This window comes from Pseudoalteromonas distincta (assembly GCF_005877035.1).
GTDB lineage: Bacteria > Pseudomonadota > Gammaproteobacteria > Enterobacterales > Alteromonadaceae > Pseudoalteromonas > Pseudoalteromonas distincta.
This window is the reverse complement of the sequence record NZ_CP040558.1, coordinates 214,848-231,217: the sequence shown is the minus strand read 5'-3', so window position 1 is coordinate 231,217 and position 16,370 is coordinate 214,848. Positions and strand designations below refer to the sequence as shown.

The 16,370-nt window shown below is 37.2% G+C and carries 8 protein-coding genes and 1 tRNA gene; 4 read left to right on the top strand and 5 right to left on the bottom strand.

What is annotated here, in order from left to right; translation table 11 throughout:
- Nucleotides 1-95 precede the first annotated feature (95 nt).
- The 5 genes from FFU37_RS00950 to FFU37_RS00930 form a co-directional block, all read right to left on the bottom strand.
- Complete coding sequence (locus tag FFU37_RS00950) at nucleotides 96-1,268, bottom strand: O-antigen ligase family protein (RefSeq protein ID WP_138488471.1); 1,173 nt, start codon at nucleotides 1,266-1,268, stop codon at nucleotides 96-98.
- A gap of 9 nt (nucleotides 1,269-1,277) precedes the next feature.
- Nucleotides 1,278-2,219: a Wzz/FepE/Etk N-terminal domain-containing protein gene (locus tag FFU37_RS00945; RefSeq protein ID WP_138488470.1), complete on the bottom strand. Its 942-nt coding sequence runs from the start codon at nucleotides 2,217-2,219 to the stop codon at nucleotides 1,278-1,280.
- A gap of 78 nt (nucleotides 2,220-2,297) precedes the next feature.
- Nucleotides 2,298-4,901: an SLBB domain-containing protein gene (locus FFU37_RS00940; protein WP_138488469.1), complete on the bottom strand. Its 2,604-nt coding sequence runs from the start codon at nucleotides 4,899-4,901 to the stop codon at nucleotides 2,298-2,300.
- 122 nt (nucleotides 4,902-5,023) lie between these two features.
- Nucleotides 5,024-5,806: a DUF481 domain-containing protein gene (locus FFU37_RS00935; protein ID WP_138488468.1), complete on the bottom strand. Its 783-nt coding sequence runs from the start codon at nucleotides 5,804-5,806 to the stop codon at nucleotides 5,024-5,026.
- 186 nt (nucleotides 5,807-5,992) lie between these two features.
- Nucleotides 5,993-6,811, bottom strand: a complete 819-nt coding sequence (locus FFU37_RS00930; RefSeq protein ID WP_002958438.1) for a mechanosensitive ion channel family protein — start codon at nucleotides 6,809-6,811, stop codon at nucleotides 5,993-5,995.
- A gap of 284 nt (nucleotides 6,812-7,095) precedes the next feature.
- Here FFU37_RS00930 and FFU37_RS00925 point away from each other — a divergent pair.
- The 4 genes from FFU37_RS00925 to FFU37_RS00910 all read left to right on the top strand — a co-directional run bounded on the left by FFU37_RS00925 (nucleotide 7,096) and on the right by FFU37_RS00910 (nucleotide 16,368).
- A tRNA-His gene (locus FFU37_RS00925) sits at nucleotides 7,096-7,171 on the top strand.
- Nucleotides 7,172-7,740: 569 nt separating this feature from the next.
- Entirely contained in the window at nucleotides 7,741-9,066 is a 1,326-nt protein-coding gene (locus FFU37_RS00920) for a porin family protein (protein WP_138488467.1), read from the top strand.
- A 12-nt stretch (nucleotides 9,067-9,078) separates the two neighbouring features.
- Nucleotides 9,079-10,200: a FecR family protein gene (locus tag FFU37_RS00915; RefSeq protein WP_138488466.1), complete on the top strand. Its 1,122-nt coding sequence runs from the start codon at nucleotides 9,079-9,081 to the stop codon at nucleotides 10,198-10,200.
- A 39-nt stretch (nucleotides 10,201-10,239) separates the two neighbouring features.
- Nucleotides 10,240-16,368, top strand: a complete 6,129-nt coding sequence (locus FFU37_RS00910; RefSeq protein ID WP_138488465.1) for an Ig-like domain-containing protein — start codon at nucleotides 10,240-10,242, stop codon at nucleotides 16,366-16,368.
- Nucleotides 16,369-16,370 lie beyond the last annotated feature (2 nt).

Here is a 16,370-nt window from a genome sequence, read left to right as displayed (position 1 = left end):
AAAACTTTCATATGACTGCTTGCAAGGCGATGACGCAATATTTTACCATCTAATACAAGTAAATATAACTAAAAACACTTTATAAGTGACTCAATTCAACTTGGTTTTAATACTTTTGGACATGATGTGGCATCTACCTTTGCTCTAAGAACTAATAACAATAAGATAATCAGCTGGTAAGAGGTAGCAATACTTGCTGAAAACATCATTGATAGAAAGAAATATAGAGTTAAAAAATTAATCCATTTTTGACTATCCGGTAACTTCCAAGCTTTAATAACTGTAAAAGAGGCTAATAATAAAACTATAATTATCCCAACTAAGCCGGTCGACATTGCCAGCTCCAAAAATAAATTATGTGGGTAATAATTATGTGCTTGCTCTAATAAGCTACCGCCAAAAAAAATATTATCAGTAAATATATCAATTGCGGACATATATTGTTCTAGTCGAATTCCTACTGACATGTAACCTGCGTCAGAGGTTGGGTTAAACCTTGCTAAGGCTGGAGCTATGGCAATTATATCTTGAACAAACCTTATAAAAACAGCTATAAAGAAAAGAAATACCCCGCCTAGAGATATCTTAACTTTCGTAGAGGATCTAAATAAGAAAAACATAAATAAACATAATAATAAAGCTAGTAAAGGCCCTCTAGAACCGGACAATATCATTAAATAAAGTGATAAAAAAATGTGTATTAATTTAATGAAAATCTTAATATTAGAATTTGCGGCTATAATAATCCCAGCACCTAAGTAGAGTGCTATAGATATTGGGTTTAACCTTTCAAACCCAAGTCTTCCTGGTTCTGAAAATGGAAGGAGAATAAACAATAATAAAATAAAAAACAAAGAGTACTTAAAAAACACTTGCTTCAAATACTCTAAATGAGCTTTATTAAGGTCGAATGCAATTAAAGCTATAGGTATTAGTAATAAAATAAATAGATTTTGAAAGTAATAAAAAAATGTAAAAAAGCTGTTTTCAAATCCATTAGCAAAATAAATTAACACACGTAAAACATACGCAATAATACAAAAGAATAAGAAAACATGAGCTCGAGTGTAAGTAACTTTAATCCTAGAAAAACATATTACTAAAATTATTGTAACTACAGTAACTAAACGAAATAATTGTGTTATAAATGGTACAGGAAGAACAGAGCCTATAAGCCCAAAGATTTGATAACCAATTAAATGCGTTACAATAGCAAATAATATAACCTTTTCCGATTTACGCAAATCCACTTTGTTAGCAGTTAACAAGCTATACCCCTAAAGAGTACTTTTCGAACGTCGAGTAAAAAAACGAATAAACACCCACATAAGCGATAAGCTCCCCCCACAAAATGCCCCAACGACTACAATAATTAAACGTTTAGGAGAGGATTTAACTTGTGGAACTGTAGCTGGAACTACTGTCTTGAATAAGTATGCATCACTTACCTCAGCCAGCATTAATGTTTGGGTCTGACTTTCAATCATATTGTAAAATACAACTTGCATATCAGTAACTGGCGTTTGAGAAATTTTTGACTTTAGATAATCAATATTCTTTTTAGACTCACTCATGTCCTTTTTTTGATAGAAACTATTAATCTCTTGCTTTAAAAGGTCAACCCATTCTTTAGCTATATTAGGAGAGTAGTGGGTAAAAGAAATTGTTAACATCCCTGTTTCATCATCTAAAGAAATAGACAACATCTCTTTTATTACTTTATATGTTTCCCAACTAGTAGGCTCAGGGTCTTTATCAGTCTCATCAATATTAATCCAGCTATTATCCTTGGGATTATAAACCTCTTGGTCATAAACTAGCTCGTTGGATAAACTATCCCAGCTTTTTACTCCCATAATTAACGGCTTTAAGTTGTACTTATTATAGAAGCTCTCTAAAAAGGGCCAACTTTTGATAAGTTCCATTGCTTGATAAACTCTACTGCTATCCCCACCACCCAAATTTATCCCTGCCATAGCTGCTAAACCACTATATTGAGAGGCTAACCCTGATAAGCCGCCCTTTGACTCACTCTTCGCTGGAGTCAACACTAACTGAGCTGTGTATTTATTTGGGAGACTCAATGAGTAAATTACAGCCCCAATTACAAATGTTACTGTGATAAAAATAACTTTCCATTTATCCAACCACAAAGCAGCTGCTAGCTCTTTTAGACTAATCACCTCATCATTTGATATTAAGTTATTAGCATTTTCCATAAACTTTCTCTTTTTTGTTAGCTGTTAAAGCTGCCTAAAGCTAAGGCAGCTTTACATAATGTATAACTGTCTATATGCCTAAAGTGTTGCTATTGCAGCCACTGCTACACCTAGTTGGTAAAGTATTTGTGTGGCGGTGCTCCAAAGCGTGAGCTTATCCATATGGTCAGCGTTTAAAGGCACGACAATTGTGTCACCGGCATCAAGCTGGTTATTACTTGATGCAAACCAACTACCCTTATCTGGAATTACAACTGAACCGTTGGCCTTGATTATGTATATACTATCTTCATCGGCGCGATCTTTTAACCCACCACTAAGGTCAAGATAATCTTCTAGACTAACCCCCGCTTTAAATAAATGAGAAGTAGAGTAATTAACTTCTCCTATTACGCTGACTGAATCACGCTTGCTTGGTACATAAAGTGTATCGCCATCTTGCAGCACTAAATTTTGCCTGTTTTCGACGATTAACGGTAAATCGATAACTAAACGCCCCACTGCTTCAACGCTTGCTAAATCGTTTAATAGTTTGTTCATTTCATCGTATGAAAGTGAATTACTGCTTACAGAGTTCTGAAAGCTTTTTGATGCAATATCACGGCGTAATTCTGTAGATAAACGAGCAAGCTGCTTTTGTTCTTGTTCTTTTATGGAAGCACGGGTAAAAATAGCAGCCTTCTGCTCTGCAAATTCAGAGAACCCTCCAGCACGTTCGAGTAACTCCGCAAGCGTTTCGCCGCGGCGTATTGTGTATGTGCCCGGAAACCTTAGTTCGCCTTTAAGTTCCACTTTTACATTTTCTTGCCAATTTGGAATGGCGAATACGTTAATACTGTCTTTGCTTTGTAAAGTAATATTGTTTTTTGAATCACCTATCATTGCGCTTTCGAGGTCTAAGCGTAAATGCTCAATCTTAGAGGCGTCACTTGAAACGATGCGAGTGATTTCGGCTTGTTTTAGATAGGCTGACTCTAACAGCCCACCTGCAGCAGTCACTAAATCACGTACATCTCCACCAACCATCAACGGATAAACCCCAGGGGACGTAACGTTGCCGCCAATTTCAACAAGTTGTACAGCATGATCAACTGATGCTTGTTGTTTAAGCTTAGCTAAAATGGGCGCTAAAAGATTATGCCGACTAAATAAAGCATAATCATCAAATTCAGTTTCAAGTTCAGCATTCTTTTGTTTTAAATCAATGTATTTTTCAAACTCTTTTTGCTGATATTTATGCCATTGCTCAGCCTTAAGCTGCTGCTCTTGCTGCTCTTGGCTTAAGGCCATATTAGTAAGTGCTGAATTTTCAGCCTCTTTTTCTTCAAAACGGCTAAATACTACGATTTTATCATTAGCTTTTAATTCTAGGTTGTTTTCAGGGTTTTTAATAATGGCTTGTGCTACATCAAATTGGTGCGCTTCTATATCACCATTTATATTAATTTCGCGAATAACTAGGCCGTAGCTTAGATCTGCTTGTGGAAGCAAGTCGCCACGTACTGATTTTAAAACATCAGAAATACGCTTACCTTGATACCATTGATAATTACCCGGACGTGCTACTGCACCAATTAAGCTAATTGAATTTTGATATTGCGAGCTAACTGAATTAAAGCGAATACGGTCGCCATCTTGTGGGATATAGTTAATTTGTGGTTTTGAAAAATCGACTGAGAGTACTTCTTTACGATCGAAGTTAAAGCGCTCTACAATAGCGCTTTTGGCGTATGCATTTGGTTTGAGGCCTCCGGCCATTGCTAATAACTGCTTAGCAGATTCACCTTTTTTAAGTTCAAAAATAGCGGGACGTTTAACTGCACCTTCAACTGTTACTTGAGCGCCAACTGATGGTATAAATACAACATCACCCGGCTTTAATACGATATCGTTGCTGCTATCGCCTTTAATAAGTAAGTCATAAAGGTCAAAATTAGCCACCGTTTTACCCGAGCGCTTCACTTGAATATTACGCAGTGAAGCAATTTCAGACACGCCACCGCTTACAAATAAAGCGTGCGAAACAGTTGTTAATGATGAAACACTGTAGCTACCTGGCTTGTATGCCTCACCTAACACTAAAATACGCATGCTACGAAGCTGATCAAGCGATACAAACGCTTTTACACCTATAATCTCTTGCTCTACTTTTACTTTTACTAGCTCTTTAATTTCAGCAAAGGTTAAACCGGCCACTTCTACAGGGCTTAAATCTGGAATACTAATACGTCCTTCACGGTCAACTATAACTTCAAAACTGTCACTTTCTTTACCATAAAAGTTTATTTTTAATTGATCGCCAGGGCCCACAATATATGTATCTGGTACTGCGGCATTTTCGCTTGGCATAAACGTAGTAGGTTCACCTGCAAACAACTCATAGCCATATGGCTTAAGTTCGTCTATTTTTGGTTTAAAGCGCTCTTCATCTGTAAGCTCTTCTTCTTCTGGCTCGGTACGCTCACCAATACTACTTTGCTGCTGTGTATTATTTTGATTATTAGATTGGTTTGTACCAGTGATCGTTGATATATCAACACCATACTGTTTTGCGAGAGCTTCTTGTTGAGCTTTCGGTAACTTTTTAAATTGCTCAATTTGAGACGCTGTTGGCGTAAAAGCCAAAGCACTAAAACTACAAAGTAGAATAAAAGCACTAATTAATTGTGTAAAAACTTTCACGAGTAGGTATATCCCTAGGTCTACAACCAAAATTGGCCGCTATAATACCTTAATTTTAAGCAAATAAAAAAGGGACTTTCGTCCCTTTTGTCACTTTAGTGTAATTAACTTAACTACATTGGTTAAAAACTGTAAACCAACGTGAATGACGTTTCTGTGTCAGTGCTTTTTTTATCGTCAGCAACATCTGAGTTGTTAGTGACATTAAAAGCGACTTTCATTTGTAACGAGCCGTTTATTTTTGCAAGTAATGCAGTTTCAGAACGAGTTTTAGTGTTTGTATCACCGTACTCAACAGCAACTAATTGAGTGAAACGTGCATTCTCAGAAATTTGCCAGTTGTAATCTAACTTACCTAAGGCAATTACTTCGCCTTCAAATTCACCAGCAACAGAGTTACCGTTGTCATCAACTTCAGTGCTGTCATCTGGGTATTCAAAGTATTTATAACCAGGACCAATTTCAGCACTTAACCACATAGTTTTTTCGTTTAATAAACGTAAACCGTAACCTGCAGAAATTACTGACTCACTTCTATACGCTCCAAAATAATCTGAAACGTGTGAACCATAAATGAATAAATGAGAATGATCTTCATTTAATTTGTAATTACCTTGTGCAGAAATTGAATACTTTTCGTTAGTGCGCTGCTTGTTTTTGTCACCATTTGCATCTTCAACTTCATCTTCTTTGTAGATGCCGTCTAGCTTGTATTCGTTGTTCCAGTGTTCAAGATTGTGCTGAACTTTGATGCCACCTTTAAGTGTGGTCGTTTCTGTATTACCACTTGTGACAATAGCACCTAGTTCACTGGTAACTTCCCATGTTCTTTGTTCTGCGTCTGCAGCAAATGCGTTTGTTGCAGCAGAAGCCGCAACTAAAACTGATAAAAGCTTTAATTTCATTAAAAAATAACCTTTGTATAAATGTACATCTATTTTATTAAAGCATTACTTGTTAGGGCAAGCTAAACAGCTAAGTAATAATGTAAAAAATTTTCATGCAACAAATACCGCATGAAAATTTTATGTTTAATAGCTCTTTAGCACTATAACAATTAAAGATAACTTTAATTAAATAACTATTTAAAATTAGTCTTGCTTGTGAAAGTGAACATCCATTTGTGGAAATGGGATAGTAATATCTGCATCATCTAATGCGATTTTAATATTTTCCATTAATGACCAGTAAGTAGGCCAATAATCAGCAGCGTTAACCCAAGGACGAACAATAAAGTTAACACTTGAATCGCCTAACTCATTTACAGACACATTGTAAGCTGGATCTTTAAGTATGCGTGTTTCTGCATCTAATACAGATTTTAATACTTCTTTTGCGTGACGTAAATCAGCATCGTAACCAACACCAATAACTAAATCGATACGACGAGTAGACTCTCGTGAGAAGTTAGTAATAGCACCAGACATTATTTGAGAGTTTGGTACGATAATTACTTTGTTATCTGGAGTACGTAGTTCAGTTGAGAATATTTCGATTTTTTTAACCGTACCCATTTTATTACCTGCTTCAACAAAGTCACCAGACTTAAATGGACGAAGTAAAATAATTAGTACGCCTGATGCGAAGTTAGATAATGAACCTTGTAATGCTAAACCAACAGCTAAACCGGCAGCACCTAAAATAGCAATGAACGAAGTTGTTTCAATGCCAATTTGCGAAAGTGCCATTAAAATAGTTACAGCAAATACAAGTGTGTACACAATACTTGAAACAAATGAACCGACAGCTTTATCGACTTTCTTTTTAGCAAAACCTTTTTCAGTTAAGTTAGAACAAAACTTAGCAACACGACTACCAAGTAAAAAGATAACAAGCGCAACAACAGCTTGTATACCGTAGTGTAAAATTAGGCCTGAGTTATCGTTAAGCCAATTAAGTACTGAATCCATATTTACTCCAAATGTTTTTTATTAAGCGTTTTCGGGCATTATTATACATTAATTTACAATTTATTCTCATGAAATAATGAATTAATACTATTAAATGCAAGTATATTCTATTTTTTAGAGGCAATTATCCGATAAAATGTAGCCTTCTTTGGAAAAATATTAACGACTAAATACTAATTATACTTGCCTGATTTAAATTATTTTAATTTATTTCACTTTTGGGCTTCACAACAATTATTATTTTATGTATTATGCGCGCCACACCAAACAAGGTGTGTGTAGTGGCGGTTGTAGCTCAGTTGGTAGAGCCCCGGATTGTGATTCCGGTTGTCGCGGGTTCAAGCCCCGTCAATCGCCCCATTTTTTTCCTAGAAAGCCTCATATTTATACCCTATTAATTATTCTATTATATAAATTCTAAAACCTCTTACTATATTAACCTTGCAACACAATTATTAATACTCCAGTTAAACCCACTAATTTACAAATCTCACGCAGCGATTAAATCATCCCTAGATAAAAAATTTCAATCCACAAAGATCAACACGCCCTAATTAGTAATAATATTTAATAAACAAGTATTTAATACCAATTCGCTTAATTAAGTGATCTATTTTGAGGATGGGAAAACATGTTGATAGCTTGGCAAAAAATTCGCTATTTAGTTGTTCTCGGCAATTGCTCCCGCATTGCTCTACCCTCTGCATCCATGCAGTCGTAAATGAGAATTTTTTAACACAGGTAGCGACACGTTTAGCCCCGCAAAATGATTAAGTATTATCGCGGATTGGTATAACTCGTTACTTATCTACAATTAATTAACCAATGTGACTGTATTAACTATACTTAGCTACAAAAAGTGGTAGGTTTCTAATGTTGGCATCACTTTTTACAAAACATCAAACTTCTACTGGGATATAAAATTAAGCATGATTAAACAGGTTTTAGGAAATTTACTGTGTAGTTGTTTAGCTGTAATGAGCTTTAACTCATTGGCTCAAAGCAATGATGAATTCAATAAGTTATTGATTGAGCTTCAAAAATTAGTTTCTGAAAAAAAATACACTCAGGCTTATCAAAAAAGTAATAGCGAATACCAGTACCTGGGCGAACCCGTATACGACTTTTTATTAGGGGTCAGTGCACTTAAAACAGGGCATGCGGCGCCAGCTGTATTTGCCTTTGAACGCGTGGTTGAAAATAATCCTAGATGGTATGAAGCTCGCTTGTACTTAGTTCGCGCTTATTTAACAGTTAATAATTTACCTGCTGCCGATACTCAAGCTTTAATACTAATCAACTCACCTGACACACCTAATAATATAAAGTCTTCAGCACAGTCATTGCTAGAAACTGCAGCACTTAAGCAACAAGAGGCTGGACGCTCTTATAAACAAAATATTGAGCTTGCCCTTGGCGTAGATGGCAACGTAAACGCAGGTACTGCAGAAAATACGATTATAATTCCTAATATTGGTGAGTTTTTGTTATCGCCAGAAAGTAAAAGTACGCAGGACAACTATGCACGGCTTAATTACAGAGGAAAGTACTCTCACCCTATTGACCAAAAAAGCTTAATCACTTTAAGTATTGATACTGGGTGGTACAAGTTTGAAGAACTCAGTCAATACGATCGTATAAATGCTCATATTAATGCCGCCTATCAATATAAACAAAATGACATAAGTTGGTTTGCACGAGTTGCTACCACTCCGTTGATGCTTGATGGTGAACTTTATCGTACTGAATCAGCTTTAACGGCCGGAGCTAATTTTACGCTAAATAAACAAGTTAATTTATTTAGCTCTTTGACTGCGGGTGTTTTAAACAATAGATTTGATGAAAAGCTCGATAACTCATTTTATGCGATAAATGCAGGTGCTAGCTATGCAGCTCGAAATTGGTTTCAAAGCTTAAGCATTAACGCTAAAAGCGAGGAAGCGGACATTACTGAAGGTGAATTTAATAGCCGTAATATTACGAGCTTGTACTACCAAGTGAACACTCAGTTGGCTCAACATTGGCAGTTGTTATCTCTTGCTGGATACCAATGGATTAATTATAAAGATGATCACCCTTTATTTTTACAAGAACGTGCCGATAACCTCTTTATGTTCTCAACTTCTGTTCGCTACTTAGTTAATCGCGATTTAGCCATACAGTTGGCTGCCAACTATCAAGATAAATCCAGTAATATTTCTTTATTCGAATATGACCGTTTAGATATAAATTTAAGCGCTTCTTACTCATTTTAATTTAAGGTATTTATGAAACATTTACTCCCTGTAATTACCACTTTACTTTGTGTAAGTTTTTATACACAAGCAAACGACCCTGCTGGTAAAACTATTTTAGCACGAGGCTCTGTACTCGCGGTTGATGGAAGCAATGAACAACAACGACAGTTGCAGCGCAGAGATACTGTTTTTGGCGTAGATCGCATTACGACTGGAGAGAAAAGCAAAGCGCAATTTTCGATGTTGGATGGTGGTTTAATAGCCTTAAAAGAAAACTCAGTATTAAATATTGCTAACTACGAATTTAATGACAATACCCAACAAGGCTCTGCTTCTATTGAGTTACTTAAAGGCGGTTTACGCTCTATTTCCGGCGTAATTAAAAAAAATGGTGGCTCTTATAGTGTAAAAACTCCCGTAGGCTCTATTGGCATACGCGGAACGCATTTTGAAGTTCAGCTGGTTAAAGGCGATGTATTTTTAGCGGTATGGGATGGCGCAATAGATTTAACGTTAGAAAATAATAACGTGGTTTCTTTGGGTGATAACGAGGCATTTTCGTTTGCACAAATTACAGCCACTGGTGAAGTATTTAAAACGACACGTGCGGCACGCGTGTTTGATCAAAATATAGTAGCAATTGATCCTAAAGACGACAACGAAGAAGAAACTGAGCAAGCATCGGTAACTGAAGTTGAAGTAAATGCTTTTGAAGCTGATACAGGTGTTATGGATATATATTCTGAACAACAATTTCAAACTGTTAGCAGCGCATCTTTAGTCGATCAAATAGCTCAGCGCCAAGGTGTATTTAACTATGAGGCATCAAACTTTAATGTAAATTCGAGTGTGGGTGCTGTTACTGACTTTGCTATGACTATGGCAGTTGATTTTGATAATGGCACCGTGCCTGATGGCGAAATTAGTTTTAATGACGCCGGTGGAAATTGGTATGCAGCTTACAGCGGCTTAATAAATTTAAGCGAACTTGAACTGGCCGTTACATTTGCATCCCATGGTAACAATAAAGCCGAGGGCGATGTTGATGCAATATTTTTGAATGACTTAGACAATATTACTGGCAACTTTAATCTTAACGAAATAAATAATCCTGATGTAAATGCTAGCGGCTCTTTTAAATTAAAACCATAAACACATTGGATACAAAGCTTTTATTATGGAGTATTTAAAATGACAGCAAAAAATATATTTTTGCTTGGTTCTATGGTGTTTTTGTTAAGTGCCTGTGGAGGCTCAGAAGAAAGCCCCACTCAAGAGGGAATACAATCACCTACGGCTGAAGTAATACCGCCAACGGTGACTAGCTATATAAATTTGGCTGGTGTTATAGCGAGTAATCAAACCAAGAGTACAAAAGTTTTAGGTGCTGTCACTTCAAGTAGAGGTGTTGTTGGAGCAAGTTTAGCAAATACTCGCGCTGATATTGTTTTTTCACAAACAAACGACACAGTACAAGGTAATGTTTCTTTTTTACTTGAAGCTTCGGATACTGATGGCATTGCTGAAGTTAATTTAGTACTCCCTAGCGTTAATAAAAGCATATCACTTTGTTCTTCTGATTGTGGTGTTGGCTACGAAAAGTCAATTATAGGCCTCAGCCCTGCGCTTTATGGCGTAACTCCAGGGGAAATACGCCTTGAAATATGGATAACTGACACTTTAAATAATCAAGTACTTGCTGATGCAATCACTTTTAACTGGCAACCATATCAAATTGAAGGTGTTACAGCACAACGAGACGAAGATAATATTAATCTTTCGTGGCAAGCTAACCCCGAACTTAATCGTTACAACGTTTATATTGCAACTCAAGCTGGAGTCTCATCTACTAATATTAATGAATTAGAGAATGGGCAACAATTTTTAAGTATTCAAGATACTGCATTAAGCATTACCGAGTCACTTACAGATAAAAGTTACCAAGTACTTATTACCGGTGTTGATGGCAGTGGTGAAAGTGGTTTTGCTAATATAATAAACATAGCACCAGTGGGTGGAGAGCTTGCATTTGCACCAGAGGCAAATGTCGATCAGTTTCAGATAAATGAAGATCAAACTCTGCAAGGTAACGTTCTAACGAATGATACGAATCAATACAGTGGTGATTTACGTGTAAATGCAGATGCATTAATTCTACCGCAGCATGGCACTCTTAATATAAATGAAAATGGGGATTTTACTTATATCCCTATTGCAAACTTTAATGGTGAAGATGCCTTTAGCTATCAAGTTGCTAACGAGCTAGGTATGACAGATACCGCAGTTGTAGAGATAACCATTTTAGCTGTTAACGACGCTCCTATTGCGCTTGATAATACTTACAGCATTACAAACAATGGAACCTTAGTTGTCCTATCGCCAGGCTTACTTATAAACGATAGCGATATAGACTTAGATGACTTAACTGTTGATACAACGCCGGTTAGCGAACCAACAAGAGGACAATTAACCCTTTTTGATAATGGTGGCTTTGAATACCAAGGCGAGCAAAATATGCAAGGCCAAGACAGCTTTCAGTACAGAGTTGTTGATGCACAAGGTGCTCAGGCTATTGCAAATGTAACTATTGTAAGCTCAAACACTAACATAGCCCCTGTAACAAACAATGATAGCTATAGTTTAAGCGAAGATGAAACACTTGTGGTTACAGCAGCCAATGGTGTGCTTAGTAACGATACTGACCCAAATAATGACAATTTTTCAGTTGATGAAACGTTTATGGTGGCACCCACACATGGCCAACTATTATTAGCAACTGATGGCAGCTTTAGTTATGTGCCGGATGCTAATTTTAATGGTGTTGATCAATTTCAATACCAAGCTATAGACTCATTAGGTGCAACCTCTACAGCCACAGTAACTTTAGTAATAAACAGCGAACCCGATAACCCTGTTGCACAAAATGATGCCTATCAATTTAGCAAAAATAAACTATTTGAAGTAACAGTACAAAATGGCTTATTAATTAACGACTTTAATATTGAGGCTGGCGATTTATCGGTTAATACTACGGCAATTAATACAACTCAAAATGGCGAACTTACATTAAATGCTGATGGCTCATTTACCTATCAGCCAGACTTAGGTTTTATTGGTGTAGATAGCTTTACCTATTCAATTTCAAATGAGCAAGGCTTAACTGCAACAGCTCAAGTAACCTTAAGTGAAAGCGGCGTTAATACTTTTCCACAAGCCAATGACGATCAATATACGTTAGACGAAGACAGCTCTGCATCTTTATTAGATGTGCTAGCTAACGACACTGATGCAGATGGCGATACAATAAGTATTTCTAATATAGAAAATACTGCTGGAGAAGCGACTATTGTCGCCGGAAAAATACAGTTTACTCCACCAGCAAATTTTTCAGGTGAAATAGTACTAACTTACACCATTACTGATGGTTATAGCACTGGTAATGAAGGTATAAACGACAGAACAGCAAGTGTGACGATTACTGTTACACCCGTTAATGATGCCCCTACTGCAAATGCTGATTCAGCAACGATGAACGAAGATGCTCCTGCGTTATTAGTTAACGTATTAGCTAACGACTCCGACATTGACGGCGATACTCTTGTGATAACAGCTGCTACTGCAGATAGAGGTTCTGCATCTGTTGTTGATAATAAAATCCAATATACGCCTGCTCCTAATACAAATGGAACAGCAATTATTAACTACACAATAAGTGATGGTAACGGCGGTACTGCAACTACTAACTTAACAATTACTATTATTCCCGTAAACGATGCTCCAATAGCAAACGCAGACTCAGCTACAATAGATGAAGATGCAGCGCCAATACTAATAAACGTATTAGCCAATGACTCAGACGTGGATGGCGACAGCCTTACCATAAGCGCAGCATCAGCTAATATTGGCTCTGTATCAGTCGTTGGCAATCAAATTCAATATGCACCGGCAGCCGACGACAACGGCTTAGCAACAGTTACTTATACTGTAAGCGATAGCAACGGCGGCGCCAGTACAGCAACGTTAACTATCACTATTACACCTATAAATGATGCTCCAATAGCAAATGCTGACACAGCAACTATGGATGAAGATGCAGCGCCAATACTAATAAACGTATTAGCCAATGACTCAGATGAGGATGGCGACAGCCTTACCATAAGCGCAGTCTCAGCTGATATTGGCTCAGTCTCAGTGGTTGGCAATCAAATTCAATACACACCGGCAGCCGACGACAACGGCTCAGCAACAGTTACTTATACTGTAAGCGATAGCAACGGCGGTGCCAGTACAACAACGTTAACTATCACTATTACACCTGTAAATGATGCTCCAATAGCAAATGCTGACACGGCAACGATGGATGAAGATGCAGTACCGCTACTCATTGATGTGTTGATTAATGATATAGACGCTGATAGTGATAGCCTAAGCATAACAGCAGCGTCAGCCGATAGCGGTTCAGTATCCGTTGTTGATAACAAACTACAGTACACACCGGCTGCAAATACCAACGGTATTGTTGTTGTCAGTTATACTGTTGATGATGGGAATAACGCTACAGATACTGGTAGTTTGTCAATTACGATTGCTCCTATTAACGATGCTCCAGTTGCGTCAAACCAAGGTTTTAATATTAGGGAAAACGCAACCGATGGCGACACTATTGGGACTGTTAGTGCCTCAGACATTGAGAACCAAAATTTAAGTTACACCCTGCTCAGTGGTGCCCCCATATTCGAAATAAATAATGATTCTGGCTTATTAACTGTAAAAGGAGAAAGCCCGTTTGATTTTGAAACAACTCCTCAGTACATATTGAGCCTAGCTATTACTGATGATGGTACGCCTAACGAAACAACTACTATTAATATAATAATTGATATCACTGATGATACGGAGCCTCTAGTTCCTGTTGAAGATGAAACATTTGGTCGCCCTATAACAGGTGAACTTGATCTTTCTGGAGTTTTTTCAAGCGGTGAATTTAATGACAGTATTGAGCTAAATAATAACCTTTACTTTGTAGGTTTTAGTAATAACAGCGACAAAGATATCGTTATTGCATCGTATACAACGAGTGGTGTGATAAATACAGCATTTAATGGTGATGGCGTTAAAGTATTAGATTTAGAAAATGATGAACAAGCAACAGCTATCATCTCTGATGGTACAAGCCTCTTTGTTGCTTACACTAGTTTTGATGGCACAAATACCGAAGCATGTTTGTTGAAAATGAATACCGCTGGCGTATTAAGTAATAACTCTGGAGATAATAATTCAGGTATTCACTGTACCGCATTAGCAAGCACCCTCGTGATTAATGACCTTGAATTTAGCGACAATAAAATTCAGGCTGTTGGTAAGTCATTTAATGGTAACGACAGCGATAGCTTATGGATAAAATACGATATATCTACGCTCGCTTATGAAGCCGGAAGCCCTAAAATTGTCGATGTGAGCGGCGCTAGTAGAGATGACGAAGCGTTTGCTATTAAAAACTTTAATAGCTCTGATCTTATGGTTGTTGGCAGTGTCACAAGTGCAACTGGTGATAAAGACGTACTTATTCGTTATTTAATTTCTGATGGTGAAAACAATGGAAGTTTTAATGGTAGCGCAGCATTATCGCTCGACTTGTCCAAGAATAATAAAGATGACGAACTATTTGCAATTGGCGGCGCTAAAAACACCGACTTTACAGCTTTTGTAGGTGGTTACATAACTCGTAATAGTGGTGAAAAAGAAGCCGTGGTTTTGGCTATTGATAAAACGGGTACTCTTATAACGAGTTTTGGTGATGCAGGTACTGCTATTTACGATATTGATAGTGATAGTGGTAGTGGTGATGGTGGCGCGAGTGTAACCGGCGTAAAATATGAGCAAATTAAAAATGGAATTACGTTATCTGGCACTACTGGAGTTTCTGCTAGTGAAAAACTATTTTCTGCCCGTATTTTAATGTCTGATGGTTCACTTGATAGTACTTATGGTGCATCAGGTATTAATATTATTTCAGGTATCAATGGTAAGCAATTTGCCAAATCGGCAACTATAGATGCGAATGATACAGTATGGGTATCGGGTGTTATTGACGACTCAACCACTAAACCATTTGTTGCAGCAATTGACGAGCAAGCCACATTATTCAGTAACTTTGCAGACGTTGGTTATCTTGCTTTTGATACTATAAGCGCAGAATCTGACGATCAATCAATGCACGTTTTACAACTGAGCAATGGCCCTCAGGTCGGTAAGTATATTCTTGCATCAACGGCTAAATCGAACTCAATTACTAAGTTAGTATTAACACGCTTTACGAGTACGGGTGCTATAGATACTAGCTTTAGCGAAAGTGGTCATAAAGAAATTGCCATAGATTTGAGCGTACCTAATATAGCGTTGGTTGAACACAATAGCGGCAGCTTATTTATTGCGGGATCTAAAAGCAAAACTGACGGTGAAGAGGGCTTTATAGCTAAAGTTGATCAAAATGGTGATTTAGATACCTCATTCGCCAGTGATGGTATTTACTCTACTTCTATTTCAGGTGCTGAAAAGCTTAACTTAACTGATTTAGCACTACATGATGGCAACGTTGTAGCAGTTGGCTCTGTAGTTATAGCCGATACTCCTAGTTCGTTTATCATGATGCTAGATTCTGACGGTACACTTGACGATGACTTTGGTAGCAATGGAAAAATTATAGGAACACCTTTTGAATATTATGAAAGTGTTTTTATCAGTGATGATAGTATTTTTATTGGTGGTAAATCTGTATCAGGTGCCAGTTCAGAATTAATAGCATTAAAGCTCGACTCTGACGGTGAGCAAACCTACAAATACATAGGTGAAACAATCATTGATTCCGAGAATAAAATGGTAAAAGTATTAGTCGACGAATCAAATAAATTATATTTAATTGCAAACGTTGTAGATACGCCTAATAAAGCTAGTATTACGCGATTACTCGCATCTGGAGTAATTGATGACAGCTACCCTTTAGACCAATATACATTAGCTTCAACGGGAGATACCGAAGTAAAAAGTGCCGTTTTTGATACCAACAACAATATTGTTTTAGTTGGTATGGGCAACAATAAAGGCATGTTAGCGCGCATTTTAACTGACGGTACTTTGGATAATACGTTTGGAGCCAGTGGTGCCGGCTTTTATGAAGCAAGCCAATGTGTCAGTACACATGTGTTTACTTCAATCATCCTGCAAAATGATACCCAAGTTGTTGTAAGTAGCACCTGTAATGACACTAACTCTAACAATGTTAGTATTTCTAAATTCAATTTTGAAGCAGATGGAGCTTAGCC